This is a genomic window from Rhizobium sp. AN5 (assembly GCF_900215255.1).
GTDB classification, from domain to species: domain Bacteria; phylum Pseudomonadota; class Alphaproteobacteria; order Rhizobiales; family Rhizobiaceae; genus Agrobacterium; species Agrobacterium tumefaciens.
In genome coordinates this window covers 2,576,516-2,599,944 of the sequence record NZ_OCMJ01000004.1, presented here as the reverse complement: position 1 = coordinate 2,599,944, position 23,429 = coordinate 2,576,516, and the positions used below count along the sequence as shown (strand labels likewise).

Below are 23,429 nucleotides of genomic sequence, written 5' to 3'. Positions count from 1 at the left end.
GCTCAGCGCTCCGCCGCGGCCTCGTCGGCGCTTTCCTCGATCCGCTCCATGTCGTCATCCGACAGGCCGAAGTGATGGCCGATCTCGTGGATGAGGACATGGGTGATGATGTCGCCCAGCGTTTCCTCGTTCTCGGCCCAGTAGTCGAGAATGGGGCGGCGATAAAGCGTGATGCGGTTCACCATCTCGCCGGTTTCCATGGTGAAACGTTCGGAGATGCCGCGTCCCTCGAACAATCCCAGCAGGTCGAATGGTGTTTCGAGCGCCATGTCCTCGAACACTTCGTCTGTCGGGAAATCAGATATCTCGATGACGAGATCCTTGGTCAATGCACGGAATTCTTCTGGCAGGTGGCCATATGCCTCGATCGCAAGCGACTCGAAGGCGGAAAGTGTCGGCGCATGGCGGTCCCGCCAATCGTCGGTCTGGTCTATGCGGGCCATTTCTGCTCCTTGTTGAAGGCCCATATAAACACTTGCTGCGCAAATTTCGAGACCTGACTGCTTCGCTTGCCAAAAAAGCATGAAATTCTTGGCGTTAGAGTTACTTTTCAAACATTCGTCATCTTGACATAAACTGATGTCTCGCGTAATTCGCACCCAAATTGATGGCGTATTGCGCCTTCTGTTTATTCCGCCCCTCAAGGGCGGCTTCACCGGCAGACTTTCAAAAGGGCATTCAGTCCTGACGGATTTCCGCTACTCCGACTGATAAAAAGACGGCCAGCTTGCTTTGGCGGGCAGAGCCGGAACGAACATGAAAGGATAACAAATGTTCGCAGTCATCAAGACCGGCGGTAAGCAGTACCGCGTAGCGGCCGATGCCGTGCTGACCATCGAAAAGCTGGAAGCAGAGGCAGGCGCAACCGTAGAATTCACCGAAGTTCTCGTGATCGGCGAAGGCGCCGACGCTCAGTTCGGTGCTCCCTTTGTCAAGGGTGCCATCGTCAAGGCTGAAGTTGTCGAGCACAATCGCGGCAAGAAGGTCATCGCCTTCAAGAAGCGTCGTCGTCAGAACTCCAAGCGTTCGCGCGGCCATCGTCAGCATCACACTGTCGTCCGCATCACGGACATCGTTGCTGCCTAGTCGGCGCGACACGGGAAACAAGGTTTAAAGGAGAACTCCAATGGCACACAAAAAAGCTGGCGGTTCCTCGCGTAACGGTCGCGATTCCGAATCCAAGCGCCTTGGCGTAAAGAAGTTCGGCGGCGAAGCTGTCATTCCGGGCAACATTATTCTGCGTCAGCGCGGAACCCAGTGGCATCCCGGCGCCAATGTTGGCATCGGCAAGGACCACACGATTTTCGCACTGACCGCAGGTAACGTGAACTTCCGTACGAAGGCCAACGGCCGCGTATTCGTATCCGTGGCCCCGAAAGCGGAAGCCGCAGAATAAGCCGGTAAGCGTCATATGCAGCCGGTGTCCCATCGACCCGGCTGAGACGTATCAGGTTCAGTCAAGAAAACAGGGGAGATGGGGTACCACCCAACTCCCCTTTTTCTTTAACCCCCAGGAGGGACTGAACCATGCAAGCTGAATTGTTGAGGGTTGACCAATCACGGTCACCCGAAGAGCGGCCGAGGCCCGATCGGTCGAGGAGCGATTGCCCCGTTTTACTGTCGCAGAGGCTGGTTTTACGCAAGCCTCACGAAGAAGACATCGACGCCCTTGCCCATCTTGCCAACAATGCCAATATCGCGACCATGGTGTCGCGTATGCCGCACCCGTACACGGCCAAAGACGCCGCGGACTTCGTGCGACGCACCAATGCTGGCGAGATCGGCAAGTGCGTCTATGCGATTACCCGCATGGACAATGGCGAGTTTCTGGGTTGCTGCGCGCTTGAACCGCAGGAAGACGAAAAGACGCTGGAAATCGGTTACTGGCTGGGGGAACCCTACTGGAACCGGGGCTACATGACCGAAGCCACGCATGCGCTGATCGACATGGCCTTCCGCACGCGTGAAATCGACCAGATCGATGCCCGCTGCCGGGTCACCAACATCCCCTCGCGCCGGGTTATCCAGAAGTGCGGTTTCCAGTTCCAGGGTTCCGGCATGGTCGGTTCGCTGGCACTGGGCGGCATGGTACCGGTCGAATGGTACAGGCTGGACCGCAAGACCTGGGTTTCGCTGAAGAGCTGGGGGGACATGGGATGAGCACGATCGAGCTTACCCGTCACCGGGCAACTGCGACGGTCGCGCCGCCCGGCCCCTGCCCGGTCATCGAGACGTCGCGTCTGGTGCTGCGTCCGCAGCGGCTTTCCGATGCCGGCAGCATTGCGGAATCGCTTGGCGATTTTGCCGTGACCAGGATGCTGGCCCGTGTTCCCGCGCCCTATCATCGACAGGATGCGCTGGAATGGCTGGTCCTGCGCACTTCAGGCACCCTGCCCGATTGGGATTTCGCCATCACAAGCGGTGACGATACCCTCATCGGCGTCGTCTCGGTCGAATTGCGGCACGGCGAGTGGCATCTCGGCTACTGGCTGAACCGGTTCTACTGGGGCAAGGGTTACATGACCGAGGCGGTGGCCGCCGTGGTCGAGCGGTTCTTCCGCCGCATGCCCGGTGTGGTTCTCCATTCCGGTGTGTTTGCGGATAATCCGGCTTCGCTGCGCGTGCAGGAAAAACTGGGCTTCCGGGTGACCGGCTGCCACCAGATTTACGCCACGGCGCGTGCTGCAATGGTGGCGCATATCGATACGGCGATCACGGCTGAGGATTTCATTCCGCAGCACCGCTGACAATCAAAACAAGGCCGGTTTCCCCAAACCGGCCTTGTCTCACGCAGGCGCTTCCCGCACGATAGTCTTTGACCTTGTGGAGAAGCGCTTGTATTCGAAACGACGATATTTTTGTTTGGCACAACGCCTTGAGTTGATGTGCCCGCAAACCGACAGAACGGCAGTCCGATGAAATTTCTCGATGAAGCAAAAATCTATATCAAGTCCGGTGACGGCGGCGCGGGCGCTGTTTCCTTCCGGCGCGAAAAATTCATCGAGTTCGGCGGCCCTGATGGCGGCGATGGCGGACGCGGCGGCGACGTCTGGATCGAGGTGGTCAACGGTCTCAACACGCTGATCGATTTTCGCTTCCAGCAGCATTTCAAGGCCTCAATCGGACAGCACGGCATGGGCAAGACCCGCACCGGCGCCAAGGGTTCCGACGTGGTTCTGAAAGTGCCTGTCGGCACGCAGATTTTCGAGGAAGACAACGAGACGCTGATCGTTGACCTGACAAAGGAAGGTCAGCGTTTTCGTCTTGCCGCTGGCGGTAACGGCGGCTTTGGCAATGCCTATTTCAAGTCTTCGACCAATCAGGCGCCGACCCATGCCAATCCGGGCCTTGCGGGCGAAGAAAAGACGCTCTGGCTTCGCCTGAAGCTGATCGCTGACGCCGGTCTCGTTGGTCTGCCGAATGCAGGTAAGTCGACATTCCTTGCGACGGTGACGCGCGCGCGGCCAAAGATTGCCAATTATCCCTTCACAACGCTGCATCCGAATCTCGGCGTCGCGACCATTGACGGCCGTGAATTCGTGCTGGCCGATATTCCCGGCCTGATCGAAGGCGCGCATGAGGGTGTGGGCATCGGCGACCGTTTCCTCGGCCACGTGGAGCGCACCCGTGTGCTTCTGCATCTCGTCTCCGCGCAGGAAGAAAAGGTCGGGCAGGCCTATAAGACGGTCAAGGCCGAGCTGGATGCCTATGGCGGCGGCTTGATCGACAAACCGGAAATCGTTGCGCTGTCGCAGATCGACGTGCTGGACGAAAAAGAACTGAAAAAGAAGGCAAAGGAACTGGAAAAGGCCTGCGGCCGTCCTCCGCTCCTTCTGTCTGCCGCTGCCCACATCGGTATGACGGAGGCGCTGCGCGCCCTTCGCGATATCATCGTCTCGGCGAGCAATGGCGGCGAGACCGCCCTTCCCGACCGCTCAATGCCTGTGGACAGCGAGGCCGAGGAAGAGGACGATCGCCTATGAGCCTCACCCGCAAACCGCTGGGTAGCCACCACCGGATCGTCATCAAGATCGGTTCGGCACTTCTGGTGGACCGGAAAAGCGGGCTCAAGAAAGATTGGCTCGACGCCATTTGCGAGGACATCGCTGGGCTGAAGAAAAATGGCGCAGATGTTCAGGTGGTGTCTTCTGGCGCCATCGCGCTCGGCCGCACGGTGCTCGGTCTGCCCTCCGGCGCATTGAAGCTGGAGGAAAGTCAGGCAGCGGCGGCCGTCGGCCAGATCGCTCTGGCGCGGGCATGGTCGGAAAGCCTGTCGCGGCATGAGATCGTTGCTGGCCAGATTCTGCTGACGCTGTCCGACACCGAGGAGCGCCGCCGTTACCTCAATGCGCGCGCCACCATCAACCAGCTGCTGAAGATCGGTGCCATTCCGATCATCAATGAAAACGACACGGTGGCAACCACCGAAATCCGATACGGCGACAATGACCGTCTGGCCGCCCGCGTGGCTACCATGACCGGTGCCGATCTTCTGGTATTGCTGTCTGATATTGACGGGCTTTACACCGCTCCGCCACATCTTGATCCGGATGCGAAGTTCCTTGAGACGATTGCAGATATTACCCCCGAGATCGAGGCCATGGCAGGCGGTGCGGCTTCCGAGCTTTCACGCGGCGGCATGCGCACCAAGATCGATGCCGGCAAGATCGCGACCGCTGCCGGCTGCGGCATGATCATCGCTTCCGGCAAGACGCTCAATCCGTTGAAGGCCATCGAAAACGGCGCCCGCTCCTCGTGGTTTGCGCCATCAGGCACACCGGTGACGGCGCGAAAGACCTGGATTGCCGGTCAGTTGCAGCCGGCAGGTGAGATTCATGTGGATGCGGGTGCGGAAAAAGCGCTCTATGCCGGTAAAAGCCTGCTTCCCGCGGGCGTGCGGGTGGTGAAGGGCAATTTTGGACGCGGCGATGCGATTGCCATTATCGGCGTTGAAGGCCGAGAGGTCGCGCGCGGCCTTGCAGGCTACGATGCGGAAGAGGCGCGTCTTATCATCGGTCACAAGTCCAACGAGATCGAGGCGATACTTGGTTATGTCGGACGTGCGGCGATGATCCATCGCGACGATCTGGTGATGACGGGTGCCACCGTGAAAGTTAAAAATACTGAAAAGGATGAGGTCCATGCCTGAACAGGCCGTGAAGCAGAGCCATGATATCGATGCATTGATGATGACCATCGGTGCACAGGCAAAAGCTGCTTCGCGACCGTTGTCCATCGCAGGCACTGATCAGAAAAACCGTGCGCTTCTCGCCATGGCGTCCGCCATCGAGGCGTCGAGGGAAACGATCCTTGCCGCCAACAGGAAAGATCTGGCTGCAGCGGATAATAGCGGCCTTGCCGCTTCCTTCATCGATAGGCTTACGCTTGACGATGCGCGGATCGCCGGCATTGCCGAAGGCATCCGCTCGGTTGCCGCGCTGCCTGATCCGGTTGGCGAAGTCATTGCCGCCTGGGATCGCCCGAACGGTCTGAAGATCGAGCGCGTGCGCACGCCGCTCGGCGTCATCGGCGTGATTTACGAAAGCCGCCCGAATGTGACGGCAGATGCGGGCGCGCTCTGCCTCAAGGCGGGCAACGCGGTTATCCTGCGCGGCGGCTCGGATTCGCAACATTCATCGCGTGCTATCCATGCCTGCCTCGTCGAGGGCCTGAAGATCGCCGGTCTTCCCGAGCATGCCATTCAGCTGGTGCCGGTCACCGACCGCGCAGCCGTGGGCGCTTTGCTGGGCGGATTGAATGGCGCGGTTGACGTGATTGTGCCGCGCGGCGGCAAAAGCCTGGTTGCGCGGGTGCAGTCTGAGGCGCGGGTTCCGGTCTTTGCGCATCTGGAAGGTATTTGCCATATCTATGTCGACGGATCGGCCGATCTCGACATGGCGAAACGCATCGTCGTAAACGCCAAGATGCGCCGCACCGGTATTTGTGGCGCGGCGGAGACGCTGCTGGTGGATGTCGCTGTTGTTGCCACGCATCTTGAACCGCTCGTCAAGGGCCTGATCGAGGCCGGTTGTGAAGTGCGCGGTTCGCAGGCCGTGCGTAATGTTGTCGAGGGCTTGAAGGCCGCAACGGAAGATGACTGGCGCACCGAATATCTCGATGCGATCATTTCGGTTGCTGTCGTGGACGGTATTTCCAGCGCGATCGACCACATCAACACCTATTCGTCCAACCACACGGAGGCGGTGATCGCCGAGGACCCAGCGGTGGTCGAGCGTTTCTTCAACGAACTCGATTCGGCCATTCTGCTGCATAACGCTTCCACGCAATTTGCCGATGGCGGTGAATTCGGCATGGGTGCGGAAATCGGCATCGCCACGGGCAAGATGCATGCACGCGGCCCTGTTGGTGTCGAGCAGCTCACGTCGTTCAAATACCGCGTGCATGGCACCGGTCAGACGCGGACCTGATAGTTGCTGGTCGAAACACGCCTCGACAGACGTTATCTCACCATGCCGCATGCGGAGCGCGGCATGGTCGTCGGGCTGTTCGGCGGCTCTTTCAATCCGCCGCATGCCGGCCATGCCCTTGTTGCCGAAATAGCGCTTCGCAGGCTGGGTCTAGACCAGCTCTGGTGGATGGTCACGCCAGGCAATCCGCTGAAAAGCCGCTCGGAACTGGCGTCTCTGGAGGATCGTATCGCTGCCTGCGAAAGGCTGGTCAGCGATCCCCGCATCAAGGTGACGGCTTTTGAAAAATCGCTGGGGATCAGCTACACGGCCAATACGCTTGCCAAGGTGAAAGCAAAAAATCCGCATGTCCGCTTCATCTGGATCATGGGAGCCGACAATCTGAAAAGCTTCCATCGTTGGCAACAATGGCGAAGGATCGCCGAGACCTTTCCGATTGCGGTAATCGACCGGCCGGGTTCCACCCTCTCCTACCTCTCCTCCACCATGGCGCAGGCCTATAGCCAGGCGCGGATCGATGAGGATGATGCGGGTGTTTTGTGGAAAAAAAAGGCGCCTGCCTGGGTCTTTATCCACGGTCCGCGTTCGACGCTGAGTTCGACGGCGCTCCGCAATAATCACAAATGATGTATGCGACAGCCGTTGAAGGCTCCATATCTTGAAAAGTTAATGCTTTGGTGCCACCTTAATCTTGTGACGCACAGATTCGCGTCGCCAGGGCCTGTTTTGTCATTCTTGGAAAGGGAAAACCTCTGACAACAGTACACGCCAAGGGAAGAGCATTTGTTGCTATCCCGAAGGGTCAGGACAGTGGCGCCGATGCTGCCGACCACGCCCTCGAAACCGTCCTCGCGAGCCTCGAGGACTCCAAGGCTGAAGATATCGTATCTCTCGACATTGCCGGAAAATCGGCGCTTGCGGACTACATGGTGGTGGTCTCCGGGCGATCGAACAGGCATGTCTCGGCGATCTGCGAGCATCTTCTCAAGGATATGAAGGATGAAGGGTTTGGAAGCGCCCGCGTCGAAGGTCTCGAGACCGGAGATTGGGTGCTGATCGATACCGGCGACATCATCGTTCATGTGTTCCGTCCGGAAATCCGTGTCTTCTACAACATTGAAAAAATGTGGGCGACGCCGGAAATGCCGGAAGACACGCTGCATTGATGCGGTGAGCCTTTGACGTCGCACATCGGGCCTCCCGAATATCATTTTTGATTTCGGGTCGATGTGTCTGGTCGGAAAGCAAGCCGGCCGCATAGGAATCCGTAGGCTATGCTGTTAAGAGCGTGACCCTGTTGGGTCACGGTGGATGCAGGTTTGCGATGCGGATTTCGATTTTTGCGGTGGGACGGCTGAAATCCGGCCCGGAAAGGGATCTTGCGACCCGTTATATCGAACGCCTTGCCAAGACCGGCCCGGCGATCGGGCTGGAGTTTTCGCGCGTGATCGAGGTCGCGGAAAGCCGGGCATCGAACGCGGAGACGCGCAAGCGCGAAGAAGCGGCGATGCTGGAAAAACATCTGGCTGATGGTACTGTGCTCGTGCTGCTGGACGAGCGCGGCAAGGCGCTGGATAGCCCGGCCTTTGCCACGTTTTTTGGCGATCTGCGTGATAGCGGCAAGCGCGACCTCGTGATCGCGATTGGTGGCGCCGACGGCCTCGATCCCGCACTTTACGACAGATCTGCGGCCGTTCTTAATCTCGGCAAGCTCACATGGCCGCACCAGATCGTTCGTATTCTGATCGCCGAACAGCTTTACCGCGCCGTCACCATCCTCTCCGGTCATCCCTATCATCGCGTTTGAGCGTGATCTTCATGCGGAAAATTGTCTCAATTTCAACATGAAGCTTCGCGAGACGGAAAGGCGTGGAAGGCTTTGCAGCCAGCCTGTTTCAGGCCTCTTGGAAGATTGGGGCAAAATCCCTAATATCGGCGCTCCTGCTTCGGCATCAAAGAAAGTTCAAATGGACAAGAGGTCTCAACGAAAACGCCACGCTGCCCTTGCGGGCGCGGTTTTCGCTGTCCTTGTCCTGGGGATTTCCCCTGTTGAACGCGCCTTTTCGCGCGATGATGCCGGTGCCGCGCCTGCTGGTGAGGGTGATTCGTCGCCGGAGGCGCTTCAGACGCTGGAAAAGCGCCGTGATCAGAACCGCCAGGATCTGGAAGAGCTGGTCGACAGCATCGGCCTTTCGGAAGACAAGACCCGAAATCTCGAGGAAAGCATTGCTTCCCTTAATCAGGACAGCGCCCGTATTCGCGACGAGCTGATCGCGTCGGCTGCACGTCGCAAGGCGCTGGAAACCAAGATCAGCGATGGCGAGGATCGTCTGGCCAAGCTTTCGGTCCGCGAAGATGGCGTCAAGGCATCCCTGCGCGAGAGGCGCGGCGTGCTGGCGGAAGTTCTGGCCGCGCTGCAGCGTATGGGCAGAAACCCTCCCCCCGCCCTTCTCGTTTCGCCTGATGATGCGCTGGCTTCGGTGCGCAGCGCCATTCTTCTCGGCGCCGTCGTGCCCGGCATTCGTGGTGAGACCGACAAGCTGGTTTCTGCTCTCAAAGAATTGACCGACGTCAGGCAGGCAATCGCTCGCGAAAAGGACGATCTTACGGGTATGATGACGGCAAGTCTGGAAGAGGAAAAACGCCTCGACCTGCTGCTTGCTGAAAACGACCGCAGAAATTCGCAGACGGCCGCGGCGCTGGAGACGGAACGCAAGCGATCCGAGGAGCTTGCAAGCAAGGCGACCAGCCTCGAGGGTCTGGTCGGTTCGCTTGAAAGTGAGATCAGTTCGGTGCGGGAAGCTATGGAAAGGGCGCGTGCGGAAGAGCAGCGCGTGGCCCGTCTTTCCGAAGCGGAACGTGAGAAGGAGCGTGCCGCAGCCGAGGCGGGAATGCCCGATAAAAACCGTATTGCGCCCGCATATCCCTTCGCGAGTTTGAAGGCAAAGCTGGACCTGCCGGTGGCTGGAGATGTGTTGCGTCGGTTCGGCGATGCGGATGGTACGGGCCACTTTTCCAAGGGAATTGTCGTCGCGACCGGACCTGAGGCCATCGTGACGGCACCCGCAGACGGCTTTGTTGTATTTGCCGGAGATTTTCGCAGTTACGGCCGAATGATCATCCTCAATACGGGTGACGGATACCATGTGGTCATGACGGGCATGGACAATGTGAGGACACGACAGGGAATGTTTGTGTTCTCCGGAGAGCCAATCGCCTCCATGGGTGCAAAAAGAGTAGCGAGTGCAGCAGCATTGGCGCTGGAAACCGACCGGCCAACGCTCTACATTGAGTTCAGGAAAGATGGTGTGCCGGTTGATTCCCAACCTTGGTGGACCGCAAAAAATACCGGAAGGGCGCACAATGATTCGTAAGGTTTCGCTTCTCCTTATCGGTGGGCTTATGGGCGCCACGGCGATGAGTGTGATTTATTCGGCGAGCATGCCGGCACAGGCGGCCGGGCCTTCGACCTATAAGGAACTGTCAATCTTTGGCGACGTGTTCGAACGTGTGCGTGCGCAATATGTGACGCCGCCGGATGACGAGAAGCTGGTCGAAAATGCCATCAACGGCATGCTCAGCTCGCTTGATCCGCATTCGAGCTTCATGAATGCCAAGGACGCCAACGACATGCGCACCCAGACCAAGGGTGAGTTCGGCGGTCTCGGCATCGAAGTGACCATGGAAAATGAACTGGTCAAAGTCATCTCGCCGATGGACGACACGCCGGCTTCGCGCGCAGGCATTCTTGCCGGCGACTATATTTCGGAAATCGACGGTACGCCGGTTCGCGGGCTGAAGCTGGAGCAGGCGGTCGAGAAGATGCGCGGCGCGGTCAAGACGCCGATCAAGCTGACGATCATCCGCCAGGGCGCCGACAAACCGCTCGAATTCACCGTCATGCGTGATGTCATTGCCGTACGCGCGGTCAAGTCCCGTGTCGAGGGCGATGTCGGTTATCTCCGCGTCATCTCATTTACCGAGAAGACGTATGACGATCTCGAAAAGGCGATCAAGAAGATCAAGACGGATGTGCCGGCGGACAAGCTGAAGGGCTACGTGCTCGATCTGCGTCTCAATCCCGGTGGTCTGCTCGATCAGGCGATCAATGTTTCCGACGCCTTCCTCCAGCGTGGCGAAGTCGTTTCGACCCGTGGCCGTAACCCGGACGAGACCCGTCGCTTCAATGCAACGGCTGGCGATCTGACCGATGGCAAGCCGGTTATCGTGCTCATCAACGGTGGCTCTGCTTCGGCGTCTGAAATCGTCGCCGGTGCGCTGCAGGATCTGCGTCGCGCGACTGTGGTCGGCACGCGCTCCTTCGGCAAGGGTTCGGTCCAGACGATCATTCCGCTCGGCGAGGCCGGCGCGCTGCGTCTGACCACGGCGCTTTATTACACGCCGTCGGGCAAATCGATCCAGGGCACGGGCATTACGCCTGATATCAAGGTCGAACAGCCGCTGCCGCCGGAATTGCAGGGCCGGGTCACCACCGAAGGTGAATCCAGCCTGACCGGCCATATCAAGGGCCAGAGCGAAACGGACGAAGGTTCGGGTTCTTCCGCTTACGTTCCGCCGGAAGCCAAGGATGATATCCAGCTGAATTATGCGCTGGACCTGTTGCGCGGTGCCAAGACCGATCCGTCGTTCCCGCCGAACCCGGACAAGGCTGTGGTCAACAAGCAGTAAGATGGATGCGCCGGCCAGCCGGCGCATTTTCTCGATTGCCTAACCGTTTGGACGGATCGTTCATTGCCTTCTGACCTGCGAAAACCGCTTCTGGGTCGACAGAAAAAAAGCGCCGGTATCAACCGGCGCTTTTCCGTCATTATGGTTCTGTCCGCGCTTGCTGTTCTGACGATCGGCGGGCTTTCCGTCTATACGGCCCTGTCGCCCGGCAATCTGCAGAAGACGGCCTCCGGGCCGGATATCCAGCCCCGGATCCCCGAAGATGCTCCGAAAACGGCAGCAGCCGATGTGGCGGATCCCAACGACACGGCTGGTCTGAAGCCGGAAAGCGGCCGCTCCGGCGCGAATATAAATCGGGCGACGATGCCGGATGGCAATGTGGTATCGGTCTATTCTCCCCGCCCCCGTGACAGCGACGGACCGGTGCTGATGAGCGGCCAGACCTATGGTCAGGATCCGCGCATGGCCACGCGGCCCAATGATGCATTGCTGGAAGAAACCGCATTCGGCAAATTGCCGGTCATCGGTGCCGATGGTTTGCGGCCGATGGAGCAATATGCACGGCCGTGGTCCGGCGCGCGTGGCACCCGGGTGGCGATCGTGGTCGGTGGTCTTGGCCTCAGCCAGACGGGTTCGCAAAAGGCGATCCGGGAACTGCCGCCGGAGGTAACGCTCGGTTTTGCTGCAAGCGGCAACAGCCTGCAGCGCTGGATGCAGGAAGCACGCCGTGAGGGGCATGAAATCCTTCTCCAGATACCGCTGGAGCCCTTCGGGTATCCGGGCACCAATCCCGGCCCGGACACGCTGCTGGCGGGCGATCCCGCGAAGGTCAATATCGACCGGCTGCATCGATCCATGGCGAAAATTACCAATTATACCGGCATCATGAATTATCTCGGCGGGCGCTTCCTTTCCGAGCAGGCGGCGCTGGAGCCGGTCATGCGCGATATCGGCAAGCGCGGGCTGCTTTTTCTGGACGATGCCTCTTCGGCGCAGTCGCTGAGCGGCGGGATTGCCAAAGCCATTTCCGCGCAGCAGGGCTTTGCCGATGTTCTGCTCGACGGTGAGGTCACCGAAGCCTCTATCCTGCGCAAACTGGACGAATTGGAGCGGATCGCGCGACGTAACGGTCAGGCGATCGGCGTTGCCTCGGCTTTTGACGAAAGCATCGCTGCAATCTCGAAATGGTCGCGGGAGGCGGGCGGTCGCGGTATCGAGATCGTTGGCGTTTCTGCGCTTGTTTCGCAGCAGGCGGGGCAGTAAACCTTCTGCGCGGCCATTCCTTAGCGCCTTTTCGGCGCGCAGACAGTGCGGGTTTCCAATGACAATCAAAGCAGAAGATTTGCCTTACCGTCCCTGTGCGGGGATTATGGTTCTGAACGCCGAAGGCCTTGTTTGGGCCGGCCGGCGCATCAGGGAAGGCAATTCGGAATATGACGGTTCACCGCAATTGTGGCAGATGCCGCAGGGCGGCATCGATGACGGTGAACGGCCTTTGACGGCCGCCATTCGCGAACTTTACGAAGAGACGGGGATGAAAACGGTGACGTTGCTGGCGGAAGCGAGCGACTGGATCCATTATGATCTGCCGCCCGAACTGATCGGCATCGGCCTGAGAGGCAAGTATCGCGGGCAGGCGCAACGCTGGTTTGCCTTCCGTTTCGATGGCGACGAAAGCGAAATCCAGATCGACCCACCTCCAACAGGGCATACGGCTGAATTCGACGCCTGGGACTGGAAGCCGATGGAAAGCCTACCGGAGCTCATCGTGCCCTTCAAGCGCGCGGTCTACGAGAAAGTGGTTGCAGAATTCCGGCACCTTGCCGGCAAATAATAAAAAAGGCGGCCACTGGCCGCCTTTTCTTTGGTCGATTGCAAAAGCTTATTCTGCTTCGTTGGCGGAATCGGCGTTGAGCTGGCCGTATTTTTCCGCACCGATCTTGCCGAGCAGTTCGAGCTGGGTTTCAAGGAAGTCGATGTGACCTTCCTCGTCGATCAGCAGGGCTTCGAACAGCTTCATGGAGACATAGTCTCCGGCCTCGGAACAGATGTCGCGCGATTTCTTGTAGGACGTCCGTGCGTCATATTCGCCCGCCAGATCGGCTTCGAGCACTTCCTTGACGTTCTGACCGATGCGCAGGGGAGCCAGGGTCTGGAGGTTGGGATGACCTTCCAGGAAAATGATACGATCGATGATCTTGTCGGCGTGCTGCATCTCTTCGATGGATTCCGCACGCTCCTTCTTTGCAAGCTTGGTGTAGCCCCAATCATTCAGAAGTCGGTAGTGAAGCCAATACTGGTTTACCGCACCGAGTTCTAGAAAAAGGGCTTCGTTAAGCCGCTCGATGACTCTTGTGTCGCCTTTCAATGTCCGCTCTCCTGTTCTCTTCATGGAATCGCTTCAAGCGGGACATAAAATCAAAAACATCGGCTTCCGTCGAGTGGCGACGGGCGTGATATTCTTCGGTTGTCTGTATGATCAGGTCGACGACAGTCGGGAAACAGCCGCAGCAGCGGCCACGTTTTTCCATGGCATGATACACTTTTGCCGGAACGATAAGCTGCCAACAGTCCTCATCGAGGAGCTCGTTAATGACGTCCCGGATATCGTGGTCGGTGATGTAATTGCAGCTGCAAACCAGCATGATCGACTGCCTGTATGACGCAACACGTTGTTTTCGTTCTTAAACCAAAACAGGACACCCACTGTCAAGAAAAACCTCCGAGGATATCCGGAAGTGAACTCTGGATTCATTCTAAACTATACAAAAACTGTCGTATTTTCATTAGTTTAGCAGTTCCTATATTGCGGTATTTTTCGATCAAGTTTTTGTGCGTGGCGATATTTTCAGGGCGGATATCACGAAAAGTTTACCCGCTTCCGTCCCGTTAGAAAGGGGTGCGGATCTCAGGCGAAATATTGCCCGCCATTCGCGGTCATTGTGGAGCCGGTTATGAAACCAGCCTCGTCCGACACGAGAAACAGGACGCATCGCGCGATTTCTTCCGGTTCGCCCAGGCGCCCGACCGGGATTTGCGGCACGATCCGCTCGGCCAGCACTTTCTCCGGTATAGCCCTCACCATCTCCGTGCCGATGTAACCGGGGCAGATGGCGTTGACGGTAATGTTGCGGCTTGCGCCTTCCTGGGCGAGCGCCTTGGTGAAGCCGATATCGCCAGCCTTTGAGGCGGAATAGTTGGCCTGGCCTGCCTGGCCCTTCTGGCCATTGATGGAGGAAATATTGACGATGCGGCCGAAGCCGCGGTCGCGCATACCCGGCCAGACGGGATGCGTCATGTTAAAGACGCCGGTGAGGTTGGTGTCGATCACCTCGCGCCATTGCTGCGGTGTCATCTTGTGAAACATCGCATCACGGGTGATGCCGGCATTGTTGACGAGAACCTCGACGGGGCCGAAGGCCTCTTCAACCTGGGCTATGCCTTTTACGCAGGCATCATAGTCTCGCACGTCCCATTGAAACGCGGGGATGCCGGTTTCTTTCTGGAAGGCCTCTGCCCTATCCGTCGTGAAGGCGTAATTGACGGCCACCCGGTAGCCGGCTGCCTGCAAGGCGCGGGCGATTGCTGCGCCTATGCCGCTTGTCCCGCCCGAAATCAACGCAACCCGGCTCATATGGCCTCCATTTCCTGAACTGTTTTAGCCGTGCTCAACGGCCACAGAAATGCGGCCAATGGGAGACCGCTTCTACCCTATTGGCCGCTGAACCGGAATTGCTTTTTGGAAGGCCGCACGGCGGTTTTCAGAGCGCCTCGATGCACATGGCAACACCCATGCCGCCGCCGATGCAGAGCGTTGCGAGCCCCTTCGATACGTTGCGGCGGCGCATCTCGAAAATCAGCGTGTTCAGCACACGCGCGCCGGAAGCGCCGATCGGATGGCCGATGGCAATCGCACCGCCATTGACGTTGACGCTATCAGGATCAAGACCAAGCTCACGCACGACAGCGCAGGACTGGGCGGCAAAGGCTTCGTTGGCCTCAACGAGGCCGATATCGCCGATCGACCAGCCTGCCTTGGCCAGTGCCTTGCGTGAGGCGGGGATGGGGCCGGTTCCCATGATCTGCGGATCGACGCCCGCCGTCGCCCAGGAGGCGATGCGCGCCAGCGGTTTGATACCGCGCTTTGCCGCTTCCTGCTCCGACATCAGAAGTGCGGCAGCCGCGCCGTCATTGAGGCCGGAGGCGTTGCCGGCCGTTACCGTGCCTTCCTTGTCGAAGGCGGGGCGCAGCTTTGCCATGGTTTCCAGCGAGACGCCGGTACGGATGTGCTCGTCAGCATCGATGATGATATCAGCCTTGCGGCCCTTGACCGTGAAAGCCACAATCTCATCCGCAAAACGGCCGGCGCTTTGCGCGGCTTCGGCCTTGTTTTGCGATGCGACAGCGAACTGGTCCTGTTCATCACGGGAAAGCTGCCATTGCCGGGCGATGTTCTCGGCGGTTATTCCCATGTGGTAGCCGTAAAAGGCATCCGTCAGGCCGTCTTTCAGCATGGTGTCGACCATCTTGAAATCGCCCATCTTCACGCCGCCGCGCAAATGGGCGCAGTGGGGCGCCATGGACATGGATTCCTGACCGCCGGCAATGATGATGGTCGCGTCGCCGGCAACGATCTGCTGCATGCCGAGTGCGACGGCGCGCAGGCCGGAACCGCATAGCTGATTGATGCCGAAGGCGGTTGCTTCCTGGGGAATGCCGGCTTTCATTGCCGCCTGCCGCGCCGGGTTCTGCCCTTCGCCTGCCGTCAATACCTGACCGAGGATGACCTCATCAATTTCGTGGGCTGCGACACCGGCGCGCTCCAGGACGGCGTTGATGACGGTTGCCCCAAGCTCGTGGGCGGGCGTATTGGCAAAGCCACCATTGAAAGAACCGACGGCAGTGCGCGCAGCGCTGGCAATCACGATTGAAGGCGTCATCTGTTTCTCCTCACTTGCGGGCGGAGACTGGCAAAGCTTTGAATACAAGTCAAATGCCGAAAGTTGCTTTAAAAGATGTTGCTAAATCAAGCCGGAATCTTGCGGAAAATTGCTGCGCAAAAAACAAACTGTTGCGATGCACAAAACATTTGTCATGGGGCTTGTTTTGCGCATACACTTCGCGCGGGAAGAGCAATAACACCAAAAAACAAGAAAATACCATCATCGCGAGGAGGCGGGCATGGCAAAACACGACGGCGAAACAATCATTAAAAAATATGCCAACCGGCGGCTCTACAACACCGGCACCAGCACCTATGTGACGCTGGATGATCTGGCGCAGATGGTTAAACGCGGCGAGGACTTCAAGGTTCAGGACGCCAAATCATCCGAAGACATCACCCATGCGGTTCTGACGCAGATCATTGTCGAACAGGAAGCCAAAACCGGCAATACGCTGTTACCAACGGCGTTTCTGCGGCAATTGATCTCCTATTACGGTGACCAGATGCAGATGGTCGTTCCGACATTTCTCGAACATTCGATGAAAACCTTCTCCGATCAGCAGAGCCAGATGCAGGAGCATATGGCCAAGGCGTTCGGAGACGGTTCGCTTGCCCGGAATTTCCAGGCTCCATTGCAAATGATGGAAGAGCAGATCCGCCGCAATACGGAACTGTTCCGGCAGGCGATGCAGGGGTTCACACCTTTTGCAATGCCGCAGGCGCCCAAGGAAACGCGCAAGCCGAATGCATCCGAAATCGATGAGCTGAAGTCGCAGCTGCGCGCATTGCAGCAAAAACTCGATCAGCTCTGAAGGAGGCTGGAGCATTTCGGGTGAGACCCCTCAAATGCTCTCTCCGGTTCTTCAGTTTGCCGTCCGTTCCGGGACGCGCAGCAACAGAACAAACCCCAACCCCAGAAACACGATGAGGGTGGCCATTCCGATATGTGCGGAGCCACTGAGGTAGGTTGCTATTGAAAAGGACAGCGTCGCCATGAAGCTGGTGGCGCGGCCCGATAGCGCATAGATGCCGAAATAGCGTCCCGCCTCAGCAATGGTGATGTTGCGCGCCAGATAGGAACGCGACGAGGCCTGAACGGGACCGAAGGCGAGGCCAATCAATATGCCATAGAGCAGATAGGCCTTTTCCGCGCCGGTTGCGAAGATGCCGCCATTGTCCGCTGTCGACAATTGGATCCAGCCAAACAGTGTCGAGCCCTTTTCTGTCGAGACGATGCCGACCGTCGCGATGAGCAGCATAACCAGGCTGATGAGGATGGTGATCCGCGAGCCAAGTTTCTGATCGACGCGCCCGGCCGCAAAGCAACCCACGATGGCGACAACGTTGAGCAGGATGCCGAAGAGGCCGATTTCCATCGTCGCCCAGCCGAACATTCCCGCCGCAAATACGCCACCCAGAATGAGCACGCCGTTCACGCCGTCCTGATAAAGCATACGTGCAATCAGGAACCGCAACAGGAAGGGTCTGTCTCGAAGTTCGCGCAGGGTTGTCTTGAGCTCCGCAAGACCGGAGCGGATAGCCGCTCCGAAGGGTAGGCCCCTTTCCGCATCCGGGGTCAGCAGAAACATCGGCAGAATGAAGAGCAAATACCAGATTGCGGCTATCGGGCCGGTTATTCTGGCGTCCTCGCCGGTTGCTGGATCGAGACCGAAAAGCGGCTTGATACCGGCGATAGTCAGGCCTGTCTGTGGATTTGCGGCCAGAAGCGTCACCACGGCGATCAGCACCACCATGCCGCCGAGATAACCGAGTCCCCAGGCGAGATTGGAAATGCGTCCGACATTCTGCGGATTGGTCAGTCGCGGCATCATGGAATCGTTGAAGACGATCGAAAACTCCGCCGCGATGGATGCGAATATCATGCAGATGATCGGCAGGATGATCGGCGAACCCGGTGCTGCAAACCAGAGGAATAAAAGACTGACGATCTTGATGGCGGCAAAAAAGGCGATCCACGGCTTTCTTGCGCCGGATTGGTCCGCGATGGAGCCGAGAATGGGGGAGAAGAGGGCGATGATGATCGAAGAGACCGTCGCCATGTTGCTCCATGTCGCCTGCGCCGAAATAGGATCATCGGTGAGGCGGGCGACAAAGTAGGGTCCGAAAACGAAGGTCGTAACGACCGTGAAAAAGGGCTGTGCCGCCCAGTCGAACATGACCCAGCCCCAGATGCCGCGTTTGGCAACCACTGTTTCCGCATTTGGGGAGGGGACAGTCATTCATCGTCCTATCGGATATGGGGGGATAAAATGCGTGATGCCGGCGCAACCGCTTCATTTATGGCCATCCGGGCCAGTCACCCGGATGGCGTTTTTCGAATGGTCAATCAGCGCGTCTGAACGATATCACCAAGCAGCCCCGCCGCCACTGTCAGGCGGGCGAGGTTGGTATCGCCGCTTTCGCTGAGTGCACCGAGTTCCGAGACGATGCGATTGACGCGCACGCGGTCGGCCGCATACCAGGCCTGAACCGCGTCCTTTTCCTTCGCATACTCGGTGAGGGCCGAGATGACGATCCGGCGTCTCGACAAGGCGATCTGGTCCTGGCTGCGCAGAAGGGCCAGGCTCTCGTAATGATCGGCCGGTGTAATGCGCTGGCTGGCATCCAGCAGCCGCGCGACACGGAAGGTCGAGGAGACCGTGGCGTAGCTTTCGGCGGCGCGGGCAAGCGTCGTGCCCGCACTTTCGGCGATACGCATGATCTCCGGCACATAGACCAGCAGGGAAAGCGTATCCAGCTCCTCCAGAAGACCAGAGGGAACACCGTCGATTTCCGTAACGCCAAGCTCGCGGCGATATTTCGCCGCTGCCGGCGACAGCGTCTTGATGGCGGTTTTCAGACGCTCGATTTCGGTTGCCATGTCGCTCGTTCCAGCGCCCACGCTCCCGGTTTGCAGATAAAGCCTGCTTGCATCGGAGTAGATGCGGGTGATCGTGGCATAAAGTCCGTTCTGGACTTCTCCGCCGAGCTTTCCGTCAAGCGCGTCGACCTCGCTCCACAGACGTTTGAGGCCGAAACCATCCTCCACGATCACCGCTGCCTTGACGACATCGGCCGACAGGAGGCCGCTTGCATCGGCGAGTTTCTGCACGAAGCCAGGGCCGCCGCGGTTTACCACGGCATTGGCGAGCGCTGTCGCAACGATTTCGCGGTGCAGGCGATGCGCCTTGATATCGTCTGCATAGTTCTTCTGCATCTTGGCCGGGAAATAGTCTGCGAGTAGATGCTGGAGATAGGGTTCGTCGGGCAGCGGGCTTGCCACCAGAGCGTCGAACAGCGTCAGCTTGGCGTAGGAAAGCAGCACGCCGATTTCCGGCCGGGTCAGCGGCTTGCCGGTGGCGTATCTTTCGCTGAGCTCGGCATTGCTCGGCAAGGTTTCGACCTTGCGGTTCAGTTGGCCGGTTGCCTCCAGCGCGCTCATCAGGCGGCCGAGTTCTTCCCGGTTCGCAAGCCCAAGCCGTTCCGTCAGCGAGATTGCCAGCGATTGCAGGTAGTTGTTGCGCAGCACCAGCTGCGCCACTTCCGGCGTCATGGAGGCAAGAAGCTGGTTGCGCTTCGGCATCGTCAGGCGACCGCTATTGACCGCGGAGGCGAGGGCGATCTTGATATTGACCTCGACGTCGGAGGAATTCACGCCGGCCGAGTTGTCGATGGCGTCGGAATTGCAAAGTCCACCCGCCAGCGCATAGGCGATGCGGCCCTTCTGGGTGATGCCGAGATTGGCGCCTTCGCCGATAACCTTGGCGCGCAGCTCCGTGGCGTTGACGCGGATGGGGTCATTCGCCCTGTCACCCACCTCGGCGTTGGTTTCCACCGCCGCCTTGATATAGGTGCCGATGCCGCCGAACCACAGAAGATCGGTTGGCGCCTTCAGAATGGCGGTCATGATCTCGAAGGGTGTGGCAACGGATTTGTCGATGCCGATGGCAGCGACGGCTTCCGGCGTCAGCGTCACCGATTTTTCGGAACGCGAGATGATCATTGCGCCTTTTGAGAGCGTCGAACGGTCGTAATCCTGCCAGCTTGAGCGTGGCAATTCGAAAAGTCGCTTGCGCTCAGCGAAGGATTTTTCGGTATCAGGATCCGGATCGATGAAGATGTCGCGGTGATCGAAGGCGGCAATCAACCTGATCTTTTCCGACAACAACATGCCGTTGCCGAAAACGTCGCCGGACATGTCGCCGACACCTGCCACAGTGAAGGGCGTGGTCTGGATGTCGGTGTCCATTTCGCGGAAATGACGCTTTACCGTTTCCCAGGCACCGCGCGCGGTGATGCCCATCTTCTTGTGGTCGTAACCGGCGGAACCACCCGATGCGAAGGCATCGTCCAGCCAGAAGCCGGCGTCGTGGGCGAGGCCGTTTGCCGTATCGGAGAATGTCGCGGTCCCCTTATCGGCGGCGACGACGAAATAGGGATCGTCACCATCAAGCCGCAACGTATCGGCCGGCGGTACGACGGCGTCGTCGACGATATTGTCGGTGATGGACAGAAGAGTGCGGATATAGGTCTTGTAGGCTTCGCGGCCTGCATTGAAGATCTCGTCGCGGGAGCCGCCAACAGGCAGGTTCTTCGGGAAAAAGCCGCCCTTGGCGCCAACGGGAACGATCACCGCGTTCTTGACCTGCTGCGCCTTGACGAGACCGAGCACTTCCGTGCGGTAATCCTGGCCGCGATCCGACCAGCGCAGACCGCCGCGCGCCACTTTGCCGAAGCGCAGATGCACGCCTTCTACTTCGGTTCCGTACACGAAGATTTCGCGGAAGGGACGCGGATCGGGCAGGCCGTCCAGATGTTTGGGATCGAACTTGAACGCCAACAGGTCACGCGGCGTGCCATCGGTGTTTTTCTGGAAGTAGTTGGTACGAAGCGTGGCGTCGATGGCATTGACATAACGCCGCAAGGTGCGGTCTTCGTCGAGATTGGGAACACCGCTCAATGCCGCTTCGATCGTCTTGTGCATCTCTGCCAGTTTCTTCAGCCGCTTCTTCTCGTCGATGGACGGATCGAAGCCAGCCTTGAACAGAGCGAAAATATTCCGTGAAATGGCCGGATATTTAAAAAGCGTTTCGGAAATATGCTCTTGGGAATAAACGATTCCGGTCTGGCGCAGATAGCGGGCATAAGCGCGCAGGACGGACACTTCGCGCACGGTAAGGCCGCAGGCGAGGATCAGCCGGTTGAAGTTGTCATTATCGACCTTGCCCGAGAAGGCAGCAAGGAATGCTTCTTCGAGTTTCTGTCCGTATTGCGGCAGATCGAGCGTCACGCCCTTGGCGACAGCGAGTTCCATATCATGCAGCACGATGTCGCGCTTTTCGCCATCCGAGATGACACCGATGTCGAAGGTGCGCTCACTGATGACGTTGAAACCGAGGTTTTCGAGCAGCGGCACACGGCGCGACAGTGGCAGATGGCCATCCCGATGGAAGATCTTCAGCGACAGCGTTTCAGCTGACTGGCCTTCCTGCTGGTAAAATTCGATGCGGACCGGCTCACCCTTCACGGTGGCCAGAATATCCGCCATGTCGCCAATCGCCTCTTCCGGCGTGAAGGCTTCCTGATAGGCCTGATCCACCTCCAGCACCGGCGCACCCGGTTCGGAAAGGGCAACGAAATGGTCTATCCAGCGTGCTGCGATATCGCTGACGGCATCCTCCAGCTTGTCCTGCGCGATACGCGGCGTCTTGCCTTCCGTGCGGCCGACGATGAAATGGACGCGGGCGACAGCGCCTTCGGGGAAGGCCGGGTAATAGGCGGAAATATGCCCGTCATAGACCTTGCTCAGATAGTCGCCGATCTTCTCGCGCACATAGGAATTGTATTCCTCGCGCGGCACGAAGATGATGGCTGAGACGAAGCGGTCGAAACGGTCGATACGTGCGAGGACGCGCACGCGTGGGCGGTCGCTCAGTTCCATGATCTGCTCGATAAAGCGGATCAGAAGATCCGTTTCGATCTGGAAGAGATCGTCGCGCGGATAGGCTTCCAGCGTGTTCTGCAGAATGCGGCCGGAGTGGCTGTTCGGATCAAAACCGAAATGCCGCTCGACATCCGCAATTTTGGCACGTAGCAGCGGGATGTGCTTTACTGAGCGCGTATAGGCGGTGGCGGTGAAAAGGCCGACGATGCGCAATTCACCGATGACATTGCCGTCCTCGTCGAAGCGCTTTATGCCGATATAATCCATATAAGCGCGGCGATGCACGATGGACTTCACATTCGCCTTTGTGACGATGAGGAAGTCCGGGCCGTCGAGGAAGGCGAGGATTTCAGGCGTCGTTGTCACGGCGTCCTTGCCAAGGCGCAACACGCGCACATCCGGATCGCTCAAACTGCCGAGGCCGACGCCGTCACCGCGTTCGATTTTCGCGTTCTTTCCCGTTCCGGAATAGGTGTAATCGCGCATGCCGAGGAAGGTGAAATTGTCGTTGCGAAGCCAGTTGAGAAACTCGACGGCTTCCGCGCGCTCGGTCTTGCGCCGCGAGGAGCCGCGTTTCGACAATTCGTCTAGGGCTTCGTCGAGTTTCGACAGCATGGGCCGCCAGTCTCTGTAGGCGGACTGAACCTGCGCCAGCACGAAACGCAATCTTTCTTCCAGCGCCGTTGCGGCCTGCTGGGTCAGTGGGGCGATGTGCAGCTGGATAAGGCTGATATTCCCGGTGGGATCATCATCGGGTTCCGCAAGGCGATAACCCGCCTGCGCCGTTGCATCCGGCACCAGAATGGGATGGATCGCGAGATAGAGGCCGCGATAGCTGCTTGTGACCTCACCCATGACGGAATCGTAGAGGAAGGGCATATTGCGGCCGATAATCGTCAGAACCTTTACCGGAATATCTCGCGGGGTGACGCCCTCCACCTGGGCGATGCTGATATGGGGCGCGTCTCCAGTCCAGTGCGAAAGAGCCTCGAAACTGTGCGCCGCGCTTGCGGCCAGCATTTCGGCGGAATAATATTCTATGTCGTCGGCGCTTGCTCTTCCATAGAGTATACCCGGATCAAGAAATGGCGCGTTTTCGGCAATTGCCTGCTGGCGTGCTTTTTCGATCTGTTTTTCGCGTTTTGGATTATTTCTGTAGCCCATTTGATGTGGATTCCTCCAAAAATCACACTTTAACGTAAAAAAGCACCGTCAATTTGCGGATTTTGCCTTTTCATTCGAATCGGATATTGGCGTGTAATTACGAAGAGTTTAAGAGGCTTTCGTGTTTCTTCAGTCGGGAAGTGAAATTTTTTTGCTTCTTATACCGCAGGGACCGGTTACGAAGCATTTGACAGTATTCCGGTAGCCCATTTATAGGTGGTTCTTTGGCCGCCATGTGATGTTGCGGCCACGGTCGAAG

Annotated in this window: 22 protein-coding genes; 15 read left to right on the top strand and 7 right to left on the bottom strand. The window is 58.5% G+C overall.

Going from position 1 to position 23,429, the window contains the following annotated elements:
- Positions 1 to 2 precede the first annotated feature (2 nt).
- Positions 3 to 443: a metallopeptidase family protein gene (locus tag CRP02_RS25305; protein ID WP_003516449.1), complete on the bottom strand. Its 441-nt coding sequence runs from the start codon at positions 441 to 443 to the stop codon at positions 3 to 5.
- 328 nt (positions 444 to 771) lie between these two features.
- Here CRP02_RS25305 and rplU point away from each other — a divergent pair, with 328 nt between their 5' ends.
- The 14 genes from rplU (at position 772) to CRP02_RS25235 (ending at position 12,951) form a co-directional block, all read left to right on the top strand.
- Positions 772 to 1,086: a 50S ribosomal protein L21 gene (gene rplU, locus CRP02_RS25300; protein WP_003516451.1), complete on the top strand. Its 315-nt coding sequence runs from the start codon at positions 772 to 774 to the stop codon at positions 1,084 to 1,086.
- A gap of 40 nt (positions 1,087 to 1,126) precedes the next feature.
- Positions 1,127 to 1,396, top strand: coding sequence for a 50S ribosomal protein L27 (rpmA, locus tag CRP02_RS25295; RefSeq protein WP_003492686.1), 270 nt, complete (start codon positions 1,127 to 1,129; stop codon positions 1,394 to 1,396).
- A 131-nt stretch (positions 1,397 to 1,527) separates the two neighbouring features.
- Complete coding sequence (locus tag CRP02_RS25290; RefSeq protein WP_003516453.1) at positions 1,528 to 2,160, top strand: GNAT family N-acetyltransferase; 633 nt, start codon at positions 1,528 to 1,530, stop codon at positions 2,158 to 2,160.
- Entirely contained in the window at positions 2,157 to 2,747 is a 591-nt protein-coding gene (locus CRP02_RS25285; protein WP_097101002.1) for a GNAT family N-acetyltransferase, read from the top strand. The genes CRP02_RS25290 and CRP02_RS25285 overlap by 4 nt, the downstream gene beginning before the upstream one ends.
- 168 nt (positions 2,748 to 2,915) lie before the next feature.
- A complete protein-coding gene (gene obgE, locus CRP02_RS25280; protein ID WP_097101001.1) occupies positions 2,916 to 3,983 on the top strand; it encodes a GTPase ObgE in 1,068 nt (355 codons plus the stop codon).
- A complete protein-coding gene (gene proB, locus CRP02_RS25275; protein ID WP_097172609.1) occupies positions 3,980 to 5,149 on the top strand; it encodes a glutamate 5-kinase in 1,170 nt (389 codons plus the stop codon). Before obgE ends, proB begins: the two co-directional genes overlap by 4 nt.
- On the top strand, positions 5,142 to 6,428 hold the full coding sequence (locus tag CRP02_RS25270; protein WP_179784127.1) for a glutamate-5-semialdehyde dehydrogenase: 1,287 nt from the start codon (positions 5,142 to 5,144) through the stop codon (positions 6,426 to 6,428). Before proB ends, CRP02_RS25270 begins: the two co-directional genes overlap by 8 nt.
- Positions 6,429 to 6,470: 42 nt before the next feature.
- On the top strand, positions 6,471 to 7,055 hold the full coding sequence (locus tag CRP02_RS25265; RefSeq protein WP_075807713.1) for a nicotinate-nucleotide adenylyltransferase: 585 nt from the start codon (positions 6,471 to 6,473) through the stop codon (positions 7,053 to 7,055).
- A gap of 77 nt (positions 7,056 to 7,132) precedes the next feature.
- Positions 7,133 to 7,594: a ribosome silencing factor gene (gene rsfS / locus CRP02_RS25260; protein ID WP_097172608.1), complete on the top strand. Its 462-nt coding sequence runs from the start codon at positions 7,133 to 7,135 to the stop codon at positions 7,592 to 7,594.
- Positions 7,595 to 7,752: 158 nt separating this feature from the next.
- Entirely contained in the window at positions 7,753 to 8,235 is a 483-nt protein-coding gene (rlmH, locus tag CRP02_RS25255) for a 23S rRNA (pseudouridine(1915)-N(3))-methyltransferase RlmH (RefSeq protein ID WP_097172607.1), read from the top strand.
- 160 nt (positions 8,236 to 8,395) lie between these two features.
- Entirely contained in the window at positions 8,396 to 9,802 is a 1,407-nt protein-coding gene (locus CRP02_RS25250) for a murein hydrolase activator EnvC family protein (RefSeq protein WP_097172925.1), read from the top strand.
- Positions 9,792 to 11,117: a S41 family peptidase gene (locus CRP02_RS25245; RefSeq protein ID WP_003516467.1), complete on the top strand. Its 1,326-nt coding sequence runs from the start codon at positions 9,792 to 9,794 to the stop codon at positions 11,115 to 11,117. Before CRP02_RS25250 ends, CRP02_RS25245 begins: the two co-directional genes overlap by 11 nt.
- 63 nt (positions 11,118 to 11,180) lie before the next feature.
- A complete protein-coding gene (locus CRP02_RS25240) occupies positions 11,181 to 12,380 on the top strand; it encodes a divergent polysaccharide deacetylase family protein (protein ID WP_097172606.1) in 1,200 nt (399 codons plus the stop codon).
- A gap of 58 nt (positions 12,381 to 12,438) precedes the next feature.
- Positions 12,439 to 12,951, top strand: coding sequence for an RNA pyrophosphohydrolase (locus CRP02_RS25235; protein ID WP_013636972.1), 513 nt, complete (start codon positions 12,439 to 12,441; stop codon positions 12,949 to 12,951).
- A gap of 48 nt (positions 12,952 to 12,999) precedes the next feature.
- Here the strand turns inward: CRP02_RS25235 and bfr are convergent, their stop codons facing one another.
- The 4 genes from bfr to CRP02_RS25215 form a co-directional block, all read right to left on the bottom strand.
- Positions 13,000 to 13,485: a bacterioferritin gene (gene bfr, locus CRP02_RS25230; protein WP_003516472.1), complete on the bottom strand. Its 486-nt coding sequence runs from the start codon at positions 13,483 to 13,485 to the stop codon at positions 13,000 to 13,002.
- Positions 13,451 to 13,762, bottom strand: a complete 312-nt coding sequence (locus CRP02_RS25225; protein WP_013636971.1) for a bacterioferritin-associated ferredoxin — start codon at positions 13,760 to 13,762, stop codon at positions 13,451 to 13,453. Before CRP02_RS25225 ends, bfr begins: the two co-directional genes overlap by 35 nt.
- 263 nt (positions 13,763 to 14,025) lie before the next feature.
- Positions 14,026 to 14,751, bottom strand: a complete 726-nt coding sequence (gene phbB / locus CRP02_RS25220; protein ID WP_097172605.1) for an acetoacetyl-CoA reductase — start codon at positions 14,749 to 14,751, stop codon at positions 14,026 to 14,028.
- Between the two features lie 127 nt (positions 14,752 to 14,878).
- Positions 14,879 to 16,057: an acetyl-CoA C-acetyltransferase gene (locus CRP02_RS25215; RefSeq protein WP_097172604.1), complete on the bottom strand. Its 1,179-nt coding sequence runs from the start codon at positions 16,055 to 16,057 to the stop codon at positions 14,879 to 14,881.
- A 241-nt stretch (positions 16,058 to 16,298) separates the two neighbouring features.
- Here CRP02_RS25215 and phaR point away from each other — a divergent pair, with 241 nt between their 5' ends.
- Positions 16,299 to 16,874 carry a polyhydroxyalkanoate synthesis repressor PhaR gene (phaR, locus tag CRP02_RS25210; protein ID WP_003516476.1) on the top strand — a complete coding sequence of 192 codons (576 nt, stop codon included), beginning with the start codon at positions 16,299 to 16,301 and terminating at the stop codon, positions 16,872 to 16,874.
- Between the two features lie 51 nt (positions 16,875 to 16,925).
- Here phaR and CRP02_RS25205 read toward each other — a convergent pair whose 3' ends face one another.
- Both CRP02_RS25205 and CRP02_RS25200 read right to left on the bottom strand, forming a co-directional pair.
- Positions 16,926 to 18,302, bottom strand: coding sequence for an MFS transporter (locus tag CRP02_RS25205; protein WP_097172603.1), 1,377 nt, complete (start codon positions 18,300 to 18,302; stop codon positions 16,926 to 16,928).
- Positions 18,303 to 18,409: 107 nt separating this feature from the next.
- Positions 18,410 to 23,170, bottom strand: coding sequence for an NAD-glutamate dehydrogenase (locus CRP02_RS25200; protein ID WP_097172602.1), 4,761 nt, complete (start codon positions 23,168 to 23,170; stop codon positions 18,410 to 18,412).
- Positions 23,171 to 23,429: the final 259 nt, after the last annotated feature.

Bases quoted from the DNA above. Each gene is read 5' to 3' on its own strand.
- CRP02_RS25265 (WP_075807713.1), top strand. From the start codon at position 6,471: ATGCCGCATGCGGAGCGCGGCATGGTCGTCGGGCTGTTCGGCGGCTCT.
- obgE (WP_097101001.1), top strand. From the start codon at position 2,916: ATGAAATTTCTCGATGAAGCAAAAATCTATATCAAGTCCGGTGACGGC.
- CRP02_RS25250 (WP_097172925.1), top strand. From the start codon at position 8,396: ATGGACAAGAGGTCTCAACGAAAACGCCACGCTGCCCTTGCGGGCGCG.
- phaR (WP_003516476.1), top strand. From the start codon at position 16,299: ATGGCAAAACACGACGGCGAAACAATCATTAAAAAATATGCCAACCGG.
- CRP02_RS25270 (WP_179784127.1), top strand. From the start codon at position 5,142: ATGCCTGAACAGGCCGTGAAGCAGAGCCATGATATCGATGCATTGATG.
- CRP02_RS25215 (WP_097172604.1), bottom strand. From the start codon at position 16,057: ATGACGCCTTCAATCGTGATTGCCAGCGCTGCGCGCACTGCCGTCGGT.
- CRP02_RS25285 (WP_097101002.1), top strand. From the start codon at position 2,157: ATGAGCACGATCGAGCTTACCCGTCACCGGGCAACTGCGACGGTCGCG.
- rpmA (WP_003492686.1), top strand. From the start codon at position 1,127: ATGGCACACAAAAAAGCTGGCGGTTCCTCGCGTAACGGTCGCGATTCC.
- rplU (WP_003516451.1), top strand. From the start codon at position 772: ATGTTCGCAGTCATCAAGACCGGCGGTAAGCAGTACCGCGTAGCGGCC.
- CRP02_RS25200 (WP_097172602.1), bottom strand. From the start codon at position 23,170: ATGGGCTACAGAAATAATCCAAAACGCGAAAAACAGATCGAAAAAGCA.
- CRP02_RS25290 (WP_003516453.1), top strand. From the start codon at position 1,528: ATGCAAGCTGAATTGTTGAGGGTTGACCAATCACGGTCACCCGAAGAG.
- CRP02_RS25235 (WP_013636972.1), top strand. From the start codon at position 12,439: ATGACAATCAAAGCAGAAGATTTGCCTTACCGTCCCTGTGCGGGGATT.
- CRP02_RS25305 (WP_003516449.1), bottom strand. From the start codon at position 443: ATGGCCCGCATAGACCAGACCGACGATTGGCGGGACCGCCATGCGCCG.
- CRP02_RS25225 (WP_013636971.1), bottom strand. From the start codon at position 13,762: ATGCTGGTTTGCAGCTGCAATTACATCACCGACCACGATATCCGGGAC.
- proB (WP_097172609.1), top strand. From the start codon at position 3,980: ATGAGCCTCACCCGCAAACCGCTGGGTAGCCACCACCGGATCGTCATC.
- phbB (WP_097172605.1), bottom strand. From the start codon at position 14,751: ATGAGCCGGGTTGCGTTGATTTCGGGCGGGACAAGCGGCATAGGCGCA.
- CRP02_RS25245 (WP_003516467.1), top strand. From the start codon at position 9,792: ATGATTCGTAAGGTTTCGCTTCTCCTTATCGGTGGGCTTATGGGCGCC.
- CRP02_RS25205 (WP_097172603.1), bottom strand. From the start codon at position 18,302: ATGACTGTCCCCTCCCCAAATGCGGAAACAGTGGTTGCCAAACGCGGC.
- rlmH (WP_097172607.1), top strand. From the start codon at position 7,753: ATGCGGATTTCGATTTTTGCGGTGGGACGGCTGAAATCCGGCCCGGAA.